The organism is Ramlibacter sp. MAHUQ-53, assembly GCF_052600055.1.
Genome location: NZ_JBQWTS010000004.1, coordinates 127,974 through 141,638, shown reverse-complemented (window position 1 = coordinate 141,638; position 13,665 = coordinate 127,974). Strand labels below are relative to the sequence as shown.

18 protein-coding genes are annotated in these 13,665 nt (G+C 70.2%); 16 read left to right on the top strand and 2 right to left on the bottom strand.

Annotation, left to right across the window (positions count from 1 at the left end; genetic code table 11):
- The first annotated feature begins 80 nt into the window (after nucleotides 1-80).
- The 4 genes from ACT80S_RS08150 to ACT80S_RS08135 are packed head-to-tail and all read left to right on the top strand — an operon-like array spanning nucleotide 81 to nucleotide 3,083.
- Nucleotides 81-1,064: an RluA family pseudouridine synthase gene (locus tag ACT80S_RS08150; RefSeq protein WP_377414912.1), complete on the top strand. Its 984-nt coding sequence runs from the start codon at nucleotides 81-83 to the stop codon at nucleotides 1,062-1,064.
- The gene (locus ACT80S_RS08145) at nucleotides 1,042-1,704 is read left to right on the top strand and encodes an HAD family hydrolase (RefSeq protein WP_377414909.1); all 663 of its coding nucleotides are present in this window, start codon (nucleotides 1,042-1,044) and stop codon (nucleotides 1,702-1,704) included. Before ACT80S_RS08150 ends, ACT80S_RS08145 begins: the two co-directional genes overlap by 23 nt.
- Before the next feature lie 6 nt (nucleotides 1,705-1,710).
- Nucleotides 1,711-2,085: a Rieske (2Fe-2S) protein gene (locus ACT80S_RS08140; protein ID WP_377414906.1), complete on the top strand. Its 375-nt coding sequence runs from the start codon at nucleotides 1,711-1,713 to the stop codon at nucleotides 2,083-2,085.
- On the top strand, nucleotides 2,082-3,083 hold the full coding sequence (locus ACT80S_RS08135) for a S49 family peptidase (RefSeq protein ID WP_377414903.1): 1,002 nt from the start codon (nucleotides 2,082-2,084) through the stop codon (nucleotides 3,081-3,083). The genes ACT80S_RS08140 and ACT80S_RS08135 overlap by 4 nt, the downstream gene beginning before the upstream one ends.
- A 9-nt stretch (nucleotides 3,084-3,092) precedes the next feature.
- Here ACT80S_RS08135 and ACT80S_RS08130 read toward each other — a convergent pair whose 3' ends face one another.
- Entirely contained in the window at nucleotides 3,093-3,851 is a 759-nt protein-coding gene (locus tag ACT80S_RS08130; RefSeq protein ID WP_377414900.1) for an SAM-dependent methyltransferase, read from the bottom strand.
- Nucleotides 3,848-4,456: a Maf family nucleotide pyrophosphatase gene (locus ACT80S_RS08125; RefSeq protein WP_377414897.1), complete on the bottom strand. Its 609-nt coding sequence runs from the start codon at nucleotides 4,454-4,456 to the stop codon at nucleotides 3,848-3,850. Before ACT80S_RS08125 ends, ACT80S_RS08130 begins: the two co-directional genes overlap by 4 nt.
- 25 nt (nucleotides 4,457-4,481) lie before the next feature.
- Here ACT80S_RS08125 and ACT80S_RS08120 point away from each other — a divergent pair, with 25 nt between their 5' ends.
- From ACT80S_RS08120 to ACT80S_RS08065, 12 genes are all read left to right on the top strand, one after another.
- Entirely contained in the window at nucleotides 4,482-5,024 is a 543-nt protein-coding gene (locus tag ACT80S_RS08120) for a YceD family protein (RefSeq protein WP_377414894.1), read from the top strand.
- A 143-nt stretch (nucleotides 5,025-5,167) separates the two neighbouring features.
- Entirely contained in the window at nucleotides 5,168-5,350 is a 183-nt protein-coding gene (rpmF, locus tag ACT80S_RS08115) for a 50S ribosomal protein L32 (RefSeq protein ID WP_093376052.1), read from the top strand.
- A gap of 117 nt (nucleotides 5,351-5,467) precedes the next feature.
- Nucleotides 5,468-6,517, top strand: coding sequence for a phosphate acyltransferase PlsX (plsX, locus tag ACT80S_RS08110; RefSeq protein WP_377414891.1), 1,050 nt, complete (start codon nucleotides 5,468-5,470; stop codon nucleotides 6,515-6,517).
- A 9-nt stretch (nucleotides 6,518-6,526) separates the two neighbouring features.
- Nucleotides 6,527-7,504, top strand: coding sequence for a beta-ketoacyl-ACP synthase III (locus ACT80S_RS08105; RefSeq protein ID WP_377414888.1), 978 nt, complete (start codon nucleotides 6,527-6,529; stop codon nucleotides 7,502-7,504).
- 60 nt (nucleotides 7,505-7,564) lie between these two features.
- On the top strand, nucleotides 7,565-8,515 hold the full coding sequence (gene fabD / locus ACT80S_RS08100) for an ACP S-malonyltransferase (protein ID WP_377414885.1): 951 nt from the start codon (nucleotides 7,565-7,567) through the stop codon (nucleotides 8,513-8,515).
- Nucleotides 8,512-9,261 (top strand): 3-oxoacyl-ACP reductase FabG, encoded by a 750-nt coding sequence (fabG, locus tag ACT80S_RS08095; RefSeq protein WP_377414882.1) that lies wholly within the window; start codon nucleotides 8,512-8,514, stop codon nucleotides 9,259-9,261. The genes fabD and fabG overlap by 4 nt, the downstream gene beginning before the upstream one ends.
- A 131-nt stretch (nucleotides 9,262-9,392) precedes the next feature.
- On the top strand, nucleotides 9,393-9,629 hold the full coding sequence (gene acpP / locus ACT80S_RS08090) for an acyl carrier protein (RefSeq protein ID WP_377414879.1): 237 nt from the start codon (nucleotides 9,393-9,395) through the stop codon (nucleotides 9,627-9,629).
- Between the two features lie 7 nt (nucleotides 9,630-9,636).
- Complete coding sequence (gene fabF / locus ACT80S_RS08085; protein WP_377414876.1) at nucleotides 9,637-10,887, top strand: beta-ketoacyl-ACP synthase II; 1,251 nt, start codon at nucleotides 9,637-9,639, stop codon at nucleotides 10,885-10,887.
- 16 nt (nucleotides 10,888-10,903) lie between these two features.
- Nucleotides 10,904-11,368 (top strand): hypothetical protein, encoded by a 465-nt coding sequence (locus tag ACT80S_RS08080; RefSeq protein WP_377414873.1) that lies wholly within the window; start codon nucleotides 10,904-10,906, stop codon nucleotides 11,366-11,368.
- The gene (rpoE, locus tag ACT80S_RS08075) at nucleotides 11,365-12,000 is read left to right on the top strand and encodes an RNA polymerase sigma factor RpoE (protein WP_377414870.1); all 636 of its coding nucleotides are present in this window, start codon (nucleotides 11,365-11,367) and stop codon (nucleotides 11,998-12,000) included. The genes ACT80S_RS08080 and rpoE overlap by 4 nt, the downstream gene beginning before the upstream one ends.
- A 27-nt stretch (nucleotides 12,001-12,027) precedes the next feature.
- A complete protein-coding gene (locus ACT80S_RS08070; RefSeq protein WP_377414867.1) occupies nucleotides 12,028-12,609 on the top strand; it encodes a sigma-E factor negative regulatory protein in 582 nt (193 codons plus the stop codon).
- Between the two features lie 11 nt (nucleotides 12,610-12,620).
- Nucleotides 12,621-13,649, top strand: a complete 1,029-nt coding sequence (locus tag ACT80S_RS08065; RefSeq protein WP_377414864.1) for a MucB/RseB C-terminal domain-containing protein — start codon at nucleotides 12,621-12,623, stop codon at nucleotides 13,647-13,649.
- Nucleotides 13,650-13,665 lie beyond the last annotated feature (16 nt).

Here is a 13,665-nt window from a genome sequence, read left to right as displayed (position 1 = left end):
TGGCATCGACCTGCCAGCGGGCCGAAGTGGTGGGTGGACTAAACTTCCAAGAAAAATCAACCACTTACGGCATCGCGCTAGTGAAACACATTATAGGGGCCGAAAACCCCGCGCCGACGGCCCAGGTTCGCAGCGTCATCGTCGACGACGAATCGGCCGGCCAGCGTCTGGACAACTTCCTGATCCGCCACCTCAAGGGCGTCCCCAAGACCCACGTCTACCGCATCATCCGCTCCGGCGAGGTGCGGGTGAACAAGGGCCGCGCCGCGGCGGACACCCGCGTCGAGGCCGGCGATGTCGTGCGCGTGCCGCCGGTGCGCGTGTCGCAGCAGGCTGTACTGAAAAAGGACAAGCCGGTGCCCGCGCGCGACTTCCCGGTGCTGTTCGAGGACGACCATCTGCTCGCCATCGACAAGCCCGCCGGCGTGGCGGTGCATGGCGGCAGCGGGGTGAGCTTCGGCGTCATCGAGCAACTGCGCCAGGCCCGCCCGGGCGCGAAATTCCTGGAGCTGGTGCACCGCCTGGACCGCGAGACCTCGGGCATCCTGCTGGTGGCCAAGCGCCGCTCGGCCCTGACGAAGCTCCAGGACCAGTTCCGCGAGCGCGAGACCGGCAAGACCTACCTGGCCCTGGCCGTGGGCGACTGGCCCGCGAGCAAGAAGGTGATCGACGTGCCCCTGCACAAGTACCTGCAGGCCGACGGCGAGCGCCGCGTCAAGGTGGTCGCCAAGGACGACCCGGACGGCATGCGTTCCATCACCCTGGTGAAGGTGGCGCGGCGCCTGCCGGGCTTCTCGCTGCTGGAGGTGACCATCAAGACCGGCCGCACCCACCAGATCCGCGTCCACCTGGCCTCGCAGGGCCACCCGATCGCGGGGGACGACAAGTACGGGGACTTCGAGTTGAACAAGTCCCTTCAGAAGCAGGGCCTGAAGCGGATGTTCCTCCACGCCTGGCGTTTACAGTTCAACCATCCCGCCTCGGGCGAGCGCATCGAACTGCTCGCGCCGCTGCCCCCCGACCTCCACAGCTTCGCACCCCATGACGCGTCCGCGCCGGTTTGACCTCATCGCCTTCGACTGGGACGGCACGCTGTTCGATTCCACGGCCATCATCGTGCGCTGCATCCAGCGCGCGGTGGTCGACGTCGGGGGCCGGAAGCCTTCCGACCAGGCCGCGGCCTACGTGATCGGCATGGCGCTGACCCAGGCCCTGGCCCATGCGGCGCCCGACGTGCCGCCCGAGAAATACCCCGAGCTGTCGGCCCGCTACCGCCATCACTACGGAGTCCACCAGGACGACCTGAGCCTGTTCGAGGGCGTGCTGCCGCTGCTGTCGCAGCTGCGCGAGCGCCACCACTGGCTGGCGGTGGCCACCGGCAAGTCGCGCCAGGGGCTCAACGAGGTGTTGCGGACCGTGGAGCTCCAGGGCATGTTCGACGGCAGCCGCACCGCGGACGAGACCGCGGGCAAGCCGCATCCGCGGATGCTGCACGAGTTGATGCGCGAGTTCGGCGTGGACCCGGAGCGCACCCTCATGATCGGCGACACCACCCACGACCTGCAGATGGCGCGCAACGCCGGTTGCGCCAGCGTCGGCGTGAGCTACGGCGCGCACGAGCCGGACGCCTTCCACGAGCTGGGGCCTCTGCACATCGCCCACTCGGTGCGCGACCTGCACCAGTGGCTCGAGGACAACGCCTGAGGCGCCATGGACAGCGTCGCCATCGCCCTGTGCAATTCCGGTGACCTGGTGGACAGCGGCCTGGCGGTGCCCTTCGACGTGGTCTTTGCCGGCCAGACCTGCCGCGCCTTCGCGATCCGCTACCGCGGCCAGGTCCATGCCTACCTCAATCGGTGCACGCATGTGGCGATGGAGATGGACTACCAGCCCGATCGCTTCTTCGACGACACCGGGGACTGGCTCCTGTGCGCCACGCACGGGGCGGCGTACCGGCCCGACAGCGGGCAGTGCGGCGGCGGGCCCTGCCGCGGCGGCCTGGTGAAGATCGCGCTGAGCGAGCAGGATGGCGTGGTGCGCTGGCATACTGCCTGGAACCTGCAACCGGTCACTTTCGACGTATGAACGACCCCCTGCCGCCCGACGAGGCGGCTCCGCCTTCGCGCAGCCCTGCGCCCGAAACCAACTCGCCCGCCAGTGGCTGGGAGCGCGACACACTCGAGCGCCTGATGTTCGCCACGCTGCACGAGCAGCGCCAGGCCCGCCGCTGGCGGACCTTCGTGCGCCTGGCCTGGCTGGCCTTCTTCGTGGTGATCGCGTGGGTGGCCCTGTACCGCGGCGGCCCCAGCGCCGCCGAGAAGGCAATGCCGCATACCGCGGTGGTGGAGATCCGCGGCGAGATCGCCTCGGGCTCGGACGCCAGCGCCGAATCCGTGGTGTCCTCGCTGCGCGCCGCCTTCGAGGATATCGGCGCCCAGGGCGTGGTGCTGCTGATCGACTCCCCCGGCGGCAGCCCGGTGCAGGCCGGCATCATCAACGACGAGATCCGCCGCCTGCGCGCCAAGCACCGCAAGCCGGTCTATGCGGTGGTCGAGGAAACCTGCGCCTCGGCCGCCTACTACATCGCCGCGGCGACCGACCAGATCTTCGTGGACAAGGCCAGCCTCGTCGGCAGCATCGGCGTGCTGATGGATGGATTCGGCTTCGTCGGCCTGATGGACAAGCTCGGCATCGAGCGCCGCCTCATGACGGCCGGCGCCAACAAGGGCTTCCTCGACCCCTTCAGCCCGCAGACGCAGCAGCATCGGCTGTTCGCGCAAGGCATGCTGGACCAGGTGCACCAGCAGTTCATCGACGTGGTCAAGCATGGCCGCGGCGATCGCCTGAAGGAGACACCGGAGCTTTTCAGCGGCCTGGCCTGGACCGGCCAGCAGGCCATCGAGCTGGGCCTGGCCGACCGCCTGGGCAACCTCGACTTCGTCGCCCGCGAGGTGATCAAGGCCGAGGACCTGGTGGACTACACCCGCCGCGACAACGTCGCCGAGCGCCTGGCCAAGAAGTTCGGCGCCGCGATGGGGCAGGGCGCCATCCAGGCCTTGCGGGAGGGCGCGCAGCTTCGCTGAGGCGGGGCCTCAGCGGCCGATCGCGAACACCGCGGGGCCGTCGCCCACGCCTTCCTGCCCGGCCTGCTTCCACCCACGCACCGGCAGGCTGCGGGTGCGGGCGGTGGGCAGCGTGAGGCCGGTGCTCACTGCCAGGCGCGTCTCCGGCCTGAGGGCCTGCAGCAGCGCCCCGAACAGCGCCGCGTTGCGATAGGGCGTCTCGATGAACAGCTGCGACTGGCCCGTCTTCATCGCCAGCGCCTCCAGCTCGCGAATGCGCTGCGTGCGCTGCGCCGCGTCCTGCGGCAGGTAGCCGACGAAGGCGAAGTTCTGCCCGTTCAGGCCGCTGGCGGCCAGCGACAGCAGCAGGGAGGAGGGGCCCACCAGCGGGATCACCTCCAGCCCGAGGTCGTGGGCGGCGCGCACCACCGAGGCCCCCGGGTCGGCCACCGCCGGCATGCCGGCTTCGCTGATCAGGCCCATGTCGTGGCCGGCCAGCGCGGGCTGCAGCAGCGGGCGGGCGTCGAAGCCTGCGCCGGTGTCCCCCTTCTTGTGCAGCTCGCGCGGCATCTCCACGATCTGCTGCTGCTGCAGGGGCGCGGCCAGCGGATGCAGCTCGCCGATGCGCTTGAGGCAGGCGCGTGCGGTCTTGGCGTTCTCGCAGATCCAGTGGGTGAGGGCGGCGGCGGCCGACAGCGTGGCCTGCGGCAGCACGTCGCCGATCGGCGCCTGGCTGTCGCAGCCGAAGTCCAGCGGCGCCGGCACGAGGAACAGGCGTGCGCGCGTCATCCGAGCAGCCTCACGCCCGCAGCGCGCAGCATGCGGCAGGTGCGAATCAGCGGCAGGCCCACCAGTGCCGTGGGGTCGTCGTTGTTGATGGATTCGAGCAGGGCGATGCCCAGGCCCTCGCTCTTGGCGCTACCGGCGCAGTCGTAGGGCTGCTCGGCGCGCAGGTAGTTCTCGATCTCGGCGTCGCCCAGGTCGCGGAAACGCACCTTCACGGCCGCCAGGTCCACCTGCTCGAAGCCGGTCGCCTGGCACACCACGGCCAGCGCGGTCTGGAAGACGACGGTGCGACCGCGCATGCGTTGCAGCTGGTGCACGGCGCGTTCGTGGGTGCCGGGCTTGCCGAGGGGCTCACCGTCGAGGTCGGCCACCTGGTCGGAGCCGATCACCGCGGCGTCCGGGAACTTTGCCGCCACGGCGCGGGCCTTGGCCAGGGCCAGGCGGCGTGCCAGTGTCTCGGGCGGTTCGCCGGGCAGGGGCGTCTCGTCGACCTCGGGCGAGGCGACGCCGAAGGGAATGTTCAGGCGCGACAGCAGTTCGCGCCGGTAGCGCGACGTCGACCCGAGCACGACTTCGCGGCTCGGGGTCAGGTCAGGGGTCTCGGGCATGCGGCGATTCTCTTACACTGCCCGGATGCCCAAGGAGTTCACTGCCCAGCGCCTCGACATCAAGGCTTTCGCCGAGGAGGGCGCCCAATTGAGCGGCGCCAGCACCCTCGGCGCGCACGAGCGCCTGCTGGCCGAGACCGAGGGGCGCGGCGCCGAGCTGCCCCTGCACTGGTCCGCCCGTGGCGAGCTGCGCAACCCGCGCGGCGTCAAGCCCGAGGTCTGGCTGCACCTGCAGGCCAGCGCCACGCTGCCCCTGGCCTGCCAGCGCTGCCTGGCGCCGGTGGACGTGGCCGTCTCGGTCGACCGCTCCTTCCGCTTCGTCGCCGACGAGGCCACCGCCCTCGCCGAGGACGACGAGAGCGAGGAGGACCTCCTGGTCCTCGCCCGCAGCTTCGACCTGCTGGAGCTGGTCGAGGACGAACTGCTCATGGAGATGCCCCTGGTCCCCCACCACGCGGTGTGCCCGGAGCCGGTCAGGTTCAGCGCCGAAGATGCGGATTTCGAACACGAAAGTCCGCGTGCCAACCCCTTCGCCGTGCTGAGCAAGCTCAAGCCCGGCAAGTCGTGACTGGCCGGCCGGCGGGACTTGGGCTATAATCGTGGGCTTTTGTGCGACTGACCTGGTGAAGTTGAGCCGGGGGCGTTGCTTTTTCACCCACCCTATTCACGTTTCTGCCCCCGGGGCAGCGCGTATTTTTCCAGGAGCCCGTCATGGCCGTTCAGCAGAACAAGAAGTCGCCCTCCAAGCGGGGCATGCACCGCTCGCACAACGCCCTGAATGTGCCGGGCATCGCCGTCGAGCCCACCACGGGCGAAACCCACCTGCGTCACCACATCAGCCCGAACGGCTTCTACCGTGGTCGCCAGGTCCTCAAGACCAAGAACGAAGCCTGAGCTTCTTCCTGAATCCCGAAGGGCCCGGTGCCGCTCGCGCGGCATGTCGGGCCCTTTGTTTTGCCGGTGCGTCCGCGGCCTCACGCCGAGGCCGGCGGACGCTCTGGAGTTGATCCCATGACGATTCTGGCTGTCGATTGCATGGGGGGTGACCACGGCCCCCGCATCACGCTTCCCGCCTGCCGCCGATTCCTCGACCAGCACCCCGACGTCCAGCTCCTGCTGGTCGGCCAGCCCGAGGCCCTGAAAGGCTTCGTGCATGAACGCGCGCGCATCGTGCCCGCCTCCGAGGTGGTGGCCATGGACGACGCGGTCGAGGTGGCCCTGCGCCGCAAGAAGGATTCGTCCATGCGCGTGGCCATCCAGCAGGTCAAGCAGGGGGCGGCGCATGCCGCCGTCTCGGCCGGCAACACCGGCGCGCTGATGGCGCTGGCGCGCTACCTGCTCAAGACCGTGGATGGCATCGACCGCCCGGCCATCGCCTACCCCATGCCCAATGCCAAGGGCGGCGCCACCACCGTCCTCGACCTGGGCGCCAATGTCGACTGCACCGAGCAGCACCTGCTGCAGTTCGCGGTGATGGGCTCGGCCCTGGTGTCCGCCCTCAACAACGATGACGCACCCAGCGTGGGCCTGCTCAACATCGGCGAGGAGGAGATCAAGGGCAGCGAGGTGATCAAGCGCGCCGGCGAGCTGCTGCGCGCGGCGGGCCAGTCCGGCGACCTGAACTTCCGCGGCAACGTGGAAGGCAACGACATCTTCAAGGGCACGACCGACATCGTCGTGTGCGACGGCTTCGTGGGAAACGTCGCCCTCAAGACCAGCGAGGGCCTGGCGGCCATGGTGGCCGGGTTCCTGCGCGAGGAGTTCTCGCGCAATGCCCTCACCAAGCTCGCCGCCCTGGTGGCGATGCCGGTGCTCAAGGCCTTCAAGCACCGTGTCGACCACCGCCGCTACAACGGCGCGGCCCTCCTGGGACTGCGTGGCCTCGTCTTCAAGAGCCACGGATCGGCGGACGATTTCGCGTTCAGCCAGGCCCTCAACCGCGCGTATGATGCGGCCCGAAACCAACTGCTGGAGCGGGTCCAGGCCCGCATCGCGCACGCCCGCCCGCTGCTGGTGGGCGAAGCCAGCGCGCAAAGCGCCGAGGCCCCGTCGGCCTCCTGACGGAGAGACATGACACGCTATTCCCGCATCGCCGGCACCGGCAGCTTCCTGCCCCCGCGCCGCGTGACCAATGCCGACCTGGCCGCCGAACTGGCCCAGCGCGGCATCGAGACTTCGGACGACTGGATCGTCGAGCGCACCGGCATCCGCGCGCGCCACTTCGCCGCGCCCGAGATGACCACCAGCGACCTGGGGGCCGAGGCCGCGCGTCGCGCCCTGCAGTCCGCCGGCGCCGCCCCCTCCGACATCGACCTGATCATCGTTGCCACGTCCACGCCGGACATGGTGTTCCCCTCGGCTGCCTGCATCCTCCAGCACAAGCTGGGCATCGCCGGCTGCCCGGCGTTCGACGTGCAGGCCGTGTGCAGCGGCTTCGTCTACGCGCTGACCGTTGCCGACTCCATGATCAAGACCGGCGCCGCCAGCAAGGCGCTGGTGATCGGCGCCGAGGTGTTCTCGCGCATCCTGGACTTCAACGACCGCACCACCTGCGTGCTGTTCGGCGACGGCGCTGGCGCCGTGGTGCTGGAGGCCTCGGACACCCCGGGCATCCTGGCCACCGACCTGCATGCCGATGGCAAGCACGTGGACATCCTGTGCGTGCCGGGCACCGTCTCGGGCGGCCAGGTCAAGGGCAACCCGCTGCTGCAGATGGACGGCCAGGCCGTCTTCAAGCTGGCGGTGGGCGTGCTCGAGGACGCGGCCCGTGCCACGCTGGCCAAGGCCGGCCGGCAGGACAGCGACATCGACTGGCTGATCCCGCACCAGGCCAACATCCGCATCATGCAGGGCACCGCCAAGAAGCTGAAGATGCCGCTGGACAAGCTGGTCGTCACCGTGGACCAGCATGGCAACACCTCGGCGGCCTCGATCCCGCTGGCGCTGGACGCCGCGGTCCGCGAAGGCAAGGTCAAGCGCGGTGACACCCTCATGCTCGAGGGCGTGGGCGGCGGCTTCACCTGGGGCGCCGTGCTCCTCGACTTCTGAACGGCGGCCCCGAGGGGCCGCCCTTCCAGCCTTTCCATCCACCACGACGGAACAATGACAATGAAACCGTTCGCATTCGTCTTCCCCGGCCAGGGCTCCCAGGCCGTGGGCATGCTCGATGCCTGGGGTGACCACCCCGCCGTGCAGCAGACGCTGGCCGAGGCCTCCGAGGCCCTGGGCGAAGACGTCGCCAAGCTGATTCACGAAGGCCCCAAGGAGGCCCTGGCGCTGACCACCAACACCCAGCCCGTGATGCTGGTCGCCGGCGTCGCCGCCTGGCGTGCCTGGCAGTCCGAGGGCGGCGCCACGCCCGCCGCCGTCGCGGGCCACTCGCTGGGCGAGTATTCCGCGCTGGTCGCCTCCGGCGTGCTGACGCTGGCCCAGGCTGCTCCGCTGGTGCGCTTTCGCGCCCAGGCCATGCAGGAAGCCGTGCCCGTGGGTACCGGCGCGATGGCCGCCATCCTCGGCATGGAAGCCGCCAAGGTGATCGAGGGCTGCCGCGAGGCGCAGGCCCAGTTCGCCGCCGGCTCCGGCGAGGTGGTCGAGGCCGTCAACTTCAACGACCCGGCGCAGACCGTGATCGCCGGCAGCAAGGCTGCCGTCGAGAAGGCCTGCGAGGTGCTCAAGGCCAATGGCGCCAAGCGCGCGCTGCCGCTGCCGGTCTCGGCCCCGTTCCACTCCAGCCTGATGAAGCCGGCCGCCGACCGCCTGCGCGAGAAGCTGGCCGCCACCCCGCTGGCCGCCCCGCAGATCCCGGTGGTGAACAACATCGACGTAGCCGTCGAGACGGATGCCGACCGCATCCGCGACGCCCTGTACCGCCAGGCCTTCGGCCCGGTGCGCTGGGTCGAGTGCGTGCGCGCCATCCAGGCCCGCGGCATCGACACCCTGGTCGAGTGCGGTCCCGGCAAGGTGCTGGCCGGCATGGCCAAGCGCATCGACGCGGCCCTCACCGGCGCCGCCCTGTACGACCCCGCCACCCTCGGCGAAGTGAAAGGCCTGCTGCAATGAGCTCCCTCCCGTTTGCCGGCCAGGTCGCCCTGGTCACCGGCGCCTCGCGCGGCATCGGCGCCGCCATCGCCGCCGAACTCGCCGCCCGCGGCCTGAAGGTCGTGGGCACCGCGACCACCGATGACGGCGCCGCCCGCATCTCGCAGGCGCTGTCCCAGTTCGCCGGCTGCCGCGGCGTCAAGCTCGACGTGAACGACGCCGCCCAGGCCGAGGCCGTGGTCGATTCGATCACCAAGGAGGCGGGCGGCCTGCACGTGCTGGTGAACAACGCCGGCATCACGCGCGACACCCTGGCCATGCGCATGAAGGACGACGACTGGGACGCGGTGCTCGACACCAACCTCAAGGCCGTCTTCCGCATGAGCCGCGCCGTGATGCGCACGATGATGAAGCAGCGCTACGGCCGCATCGTCAACATCACCTCGGTGGTGGGCGCCTCGGGCAACCCGGGCCAGGCCAACTACGCTGCAGCCAAGGCCGGTGTCGCCGGCATGACACGCGCCCTGGCGCGTGAACTGGGCAGCCGCGGCGTGACCGTCAACTGCGTGGCCCCCGGCTTCATCGCCACCGACATGACCGCCGTGCTCGGCGAGGACCAGCACAAGGCGCTCATGGCGCAGATCCCCGTGGGCGAACTGGGCAAGCCCGAGGACATCGCCCATGCGGTGGCCTATCTCGCCTCGCCCGAAGCCCGCTACATCACCGGCCAGGAACTGCACGTCAACGGCGGCATGTTCATGGCCTGACGCCGACCCCAACGACCGAATTCCAAGGAATGGCGGCAACGCCGGAAACATCCGCCCGGACGCCGGGCCGCAGGGCAGGGGCCCGTGGCCGTTAAAATCGCGGATTCATTTACAACCCTCTGAGGGAATCCATGAGCGATATCGAAGCACGTGTCAAGAAAATCATCGCCGAGCAACTCGGCGTCGAAGAGTCCCAAGTCACCAACGAAAAGGCCTTCGTGGCCGACCTGGGCGCGGACTCGCTGGACACGGTCGAGCTGGTGATGGCGCTGGAAGACGAGTTCCAGATCGAGATCCCGGACGAGGACGCCGAGAAGATCACCACGGTGCAAGCCGCCATCGACTACGCCCTGAAGAAGAAGGGCTGATCGCCAAATGAGCCGTCGCCGCGTTGTCGTCACCGGCCTGGGGTGCGTGAGCCCCGTTGGCAACACGGTGGCGGAATCCTGGGCCAACCTGCTGGCCGGCCAGTCCGGCATCGACCTGATCACCCAGTTCGATGCCTCGCCCTTCGCCTGCAAGTTCGCGGGTGAGGTCAAGGGCTTCAACATCGGGGACTACATCCCCGAGAAGGAAGCCCGGCACATGGACCGGTTCATCCACCTGGGCATCGCGGCGGCCGCGCAGGCCGTGGCCGACGCCGGCCTGCCCACGGGCGAAGCCCTGCAGGCCAACCCCGACCTGGCCGTGCGCATCGGCTGCAACATCGGCTCGGGCATCGGCGGTCTGCCGATGATCGAGGCCACGCACACCGAGCTGGTCAATCGCGGCCCCCGCCGCATCTCCCCTTTCTTCGTGCCGGCCTCGATCATCAACATGATCTCCGGCCACGTGTCGATGATCCACGGCTTCAAGGGCCCGAACATCGCCGTGGTGACGGCCTGCACGACCGGCCTGCATGCCATCGGCGTGTCGGCCCGCATGATCGAGTACGGTGACGCCGACATCATGGTCGCCGGCGGCGCCGAGTCGACCGTGTCGCCCCTGGGCATCGGCGGCTTCGCCGCGGTGCGTGCCCTGTCCACCCGCAACGACGACCCCAAGACCGCGTCCCGCCCCTGGGACAAGGACCGCGACGGCTTCGTGCTGGGCGAGGGCGCCGGCGTGCTGGTGCTCGAGGAGTACGAGCATGCCAAGGCCCGCGGCGCCAAGATCTACGCCGAGATCGCCGGCTTCGGCATGAGCGCCGACGCGCACCACATGACCGCGCCCGATGTCGACGGCCCCCGCCGCGCCATGGTCTCGGCCCTGCGCAACGCCGGCGTCAACCCCGACGAGGTCAACTACGTCAACGCGCACGGCACTTCGACGCCCCTGGGCGACGTGAACGAGACCAACGCCATCAAGCTGGCGCTGGGCGAGCACGCGAAGAAGACCGTGGTCAACTCGACCAAGTCCATGACCGGCCACCTGCTGGGCGGCGCGGGCGGCATCGAGTCGGTGTTCACCGCGCTGGCTGTCCACCACCAGAAGAGCCCTCCGACCATCAACATCTTCAACCAGGACCCCGAGTGCGACCTGGACTACTGCGCCAACACGGCGCGGGACCTGAAGATCGACGTGGCCGTGAAGAACAACTTCGGTTTCGGCGGCACCAACGGCACGCTGGTGTTCAAGCGGGTCTGATCCCCACGCGAACCCCATGCGCAGCGCCCCATCGGTCAACGTCCCGGTGGGGCGTTCGCGTTTCTGGGGACTGCTCGTGCTGGGGGGCTGGGGCCTGGGCCTGGCGGACCTGGCCTACTGGTGCGTGGCGGACCCTCGGCCGGGGATGCCGCAGGCCCTGACCGGCGTGGTCCTTGCGGCCTGTGGCGCGCTGGCCTGGCTCGGCGCCCGGCGCCAGCCCGAGGGCCGCCTGGCATGGGACGGCGCGGTCTGGTCCTGGAGCGTGCGCGGCGTGTCGCGCGAGGTGGCCCTGTCCGTGGCCTGCGACCTGCAACGCTGGATCCTCGTGCGCCTGTGCCCGACGGGTCGCCCGGGGACTGGCGCGCGGTGGCTGTGGCTCGAGGCGGGCGCAGACCCTGCCGACTGGCTGGCCCTGCGCCGTGCGGTATATTCGCCCGCCACGCCGGACGCGCAGCCCGAGGGGCCGGCCACCACGCCATGACCGCCACCCCGCCTCCCGCCCCGCCCAGCGCCCAGGACACCGACCTGGTCCTGGTGCGCCGCACGCTGGACGGCGAGCCCCGGGCCTACGAGCTGCTGGTCATGAAGTACCAGCGCCGCATCGAGCGCCTCATCGGCCGCATGGTCCGCGACACCGACCTGGTCGAGGACATCGCTCAGGAGACTTTCATCCGCGCCTACCGCGCCCTGGCCCAGTTCCGGGGCGAGGCGCAGTTCTACACCTGGCTGTACCGCATTGCCGTCAACACCGCGAAGAAGGCCCTGGTCGACCTGCGCCGTGACCCCCTCGTGACCGAGGCGGCGCTCAAGGGCGGTGACGATGACGAAGAAACTTCCGCCGTGGAGAACGAACTAACCACAGCGGAAACACCTGAGACAGAGCTGGCCGCCAAGGAGATCGCGGCGGCGGTCAACATGGCCATGGAGGCCCTGCCCGAGGAATTGCGCCAGGCCGTGACCCTGCGCGAGATCGAGGGCTTGAGCTACGAGGAGATCGCGGAGGCGATGAACTGCCCGATCGGCACGGTGCGGTCACGGATCTTCCGCGCGCGCGAGGCGATCTCGGCCCGGGTGCGACCGCTGCTCGCGAACCAGACCGGCAAGCGCTGGTAGGCGGGCACCCTGATGGATGGCGACGCAATGACAACCGACACGGACGACAACAAGCAACTGGTCTCCGCCCTGGTGGACGGGCAGCTCGAGGGCGAGGACCTGGCCCGGGGCCTGCGGGCCCTGGAGGCCGACCCCCTGGCCCGCGAGGCCTGGCAGGCCTACCACCTGATTGGCGATGTGCTGCGCCAGCCTGCGCTGGCGGCGGGAACGCCCGCGCCCGACTTCATCGGGCGGCTTGCGCAACGGATCGCGCAGGAGCCGGTTCCGCAGCCGCAGGCCAGCGTGCAGGCAGCGGCGCGTGCCGCCTTCGTCCCCCCGGCGCAGCGCCCCGCCGCCAACGACAGCGTGTTCCGCTGGAAGCTGGTGGCTGGCCTGGCCTCGCTGGCGGCAGTGGTCGCCGTGGGCTGGAGCGTGGTCGGCGCGCAGTTCACGCCGGCGCAGCCGCAACTGGCGGGTGGCACGGTCACGCCCAGCGCCAACGGCCCCATGCTGCGCGACCCCCGCCTCGACGAGCTGCTCCAGGCCCACCGCCAACTCGGCGGCGCCACCGCGCTGCAGGCGACGGCGGGCGGCCTGCACAACGCGTCCTTCGAGGCGCCCGGGCGCTGAGTCCCCCGAGCATGCCTGTCGTGACGTCCCATTCCCTGCCCACTCTCGGCCGGCGCCTGCTGGCGATGGGCCTGCTGTTCGCCGCCGCATTCGCCTCCGCGCAGCCGCCGGCCAGCGCAGCGGCCGGTTCGCGCCCTGCGGCCGAGCGCAGCCTCGGCGAATGGCTCGAGCGCATGCATGGCGCGGCCCTGCGGCACAACTACGTCGGCACCTTCGTCGTCTCGTCCAGCGGCGGCGCGATGTCGAGCGCGCGCATCTGGCACGCCTGCGACGGCCAGCGCCAGGTGGACCGGCTCGAGAACCTCACCGGGGCGCCCCGCTCGACGTTCCGGCGCGACGGCGAGCAGCTCACGCTGCTGCCCGAGCAGCGCCTGGCCCGCGTCGAGCGGCGCGAAGTGCCCGGCCGCTTCCCCGACCTGCTCAAGTCCGGCGAGGCCGCCATCGCGGACTTCTATTCGGCGCGCCAGGCCGGCACCGACCGCGTGGCCGGGTTCGATGCCGACGTGGTGCTGCTGTCGCCGCGCGACGCGCTGCGTTATGGCTACCGCATCTGGAGCGAGCGCCGCACCGGGCTGGTCGTCAAGCTGCAGACGCTGGGGCCCGAAGGCGAGGTGCTCGAGCAGTCGGCCTTCTCGGAGCTGCAACTCGACGCGCCGCTGCGGGTCGAGCGCCTTGCGCAGGCCATGACCGCGCCCGAGGGCTGGCGGGTCGAGCGCATCGAATCGGTGAAGATCAACGCCGGCGACGAGGGCTGGACCCTGAAGGCGCCGGTCCCCGGCTTCAAGGCGGTGGGCAGCCAGCGCCGTCGCGGGCCGGGTGGCGAGGGGCCCCTGCAGTGGGTGTTTTCGGACGGTCTGGCCTCGGTCTCCCTGTTCCTCGAACCCTTCGACCGCCAGCGCCATGTGCAGGAGGGGCTGATGTCCTCCGGCGCCACGCAGACGCTCACGCGTCGCGTCCAGGACAGCTGGGTCACCGCGGTGGGCGAGGTCCCGCCCCAGACATTGCGGGCATTTGTCCAGGGTCTTGAGCGGCGCCGCTGACGCCCCCATCTCGGCG

Bases quoted from the DNA above. Each gene is read 5' to 3' on its own strand.
- fabD (WP_377414885.1), top strand. From the start codon at position 7,565: ATGAAACCGTTCGCATTCGTCTTCCCCGGCCAGGGCTCCCAGGCCGTG.
- ACT80S_RS08135 (WP_377414903.1), top strand. From the start codon at position 2,082: ATGAACGACCCCCTGCCGCCCGACGAGGCGGCTCCGCCTTCGCGCAGC.
- fabF (WP_377414876.1), top strand. From the start codon at position 9,637: ATGAGCCGTCGCCGCGTTGTCGTCACCGGCCTGGGGTGCGTGAGCCCC.
- ACT80S_RS08105 (WP_377414888.1), top strand. From the start codon at position 6,527: ATGACACGCTATTCCCGCATCGCCGGCACCGGCAGCTTCCTGCCCCCG.
- ACT80S_RS08120 (WP_377414894.1), top strand. From the start codon at position 4,482: ATGCCCAAGGAGTTCACTGCCCAGCGCCTCGACATCAAGGCTTTCGCC.
- ACT80S_RS08070 (WP_377414867.1), top strand. From the start codon at position 12,028: ATGACAACCGACACGGACGACAACAAGCAACTGGTCTCCGCCCTGGTG.
- ACT80S_RS08125 (WP_377414897.1), bottom strand. From the start codon at position 4,456: ATGCCCGAGACCCCTGACCTGACCCCGAGCCGCGAAGTCGTGCTCGGG.
- acpP (WP_377414879.1), top strand. From the start codon at position 9,393: ATGAGCGATATCGAAGCACGTGTCAAGAAAATCATCGCCGAGCAACTC.
- ACT80S_RS08080 (WP_377414873.1), top strand. From the start codon at position 10,904: ATGCGCAGCGCCCCATCGGTCAACGTCCCGGTGGGGCGTTCGCGTTTC.
- rpoE (WP_377414870.1), top strand. From the start codon at position 11,365: ATGACCGCCACCCCGCCTCCCGCCCCGCCCAGCGCCCAGGACACCGAC.
- ACT80S_RS08130 (WP_377414900.1), bottom strand. From the start codon at position 3,851: ATGACGCGCGCACGCCTGTTCCTCGTGCCGGCGCCGCTGGACTTCGGC.
- rpmF (WP_093376052.1), top strand. From the start codon at position 5,168: ATGGCCGTTCAGCAGAACAAGAAGTCGCCCTCCAAGCGGGGCATGCAC.
- ACT80S_RS08140 (WP_377414906.1), top strand. From the start codon at position 1,711: ATGGACAGCGTCGCCATCGCCCTGTGCAATTCCGGTGACCTGGTGGAC.
- ACT80S_RS08145 (WP_377414909.1), top strand. From the start codon at position 1,042: ATGACGCGTCCGCGCCGGTTTGACCTCATCGCCTTCGACTGGGACGGC.
- plsX (WP_377414891.1), top strand. From the start codon at position 5,468: ATGACGATTCTGGCTGTCGATTGCATGGGGGGTGACCACGGCCCCCGC.
- ACT80S_RS08065 (WP_377414864.1), top strand. From the start codon at position 12,621: ATGCCTGTCGTGACGTCCCATTCCCTGCCCACTCTCGGCCGGCGCCTG.
- fabG (WP_377414882.1), top strand. From the start codon at position 8,512: ATGAGCTCCCTCCCGTTTGCCGGCCAGGTCGCCCTGGTCACCGGCGCC.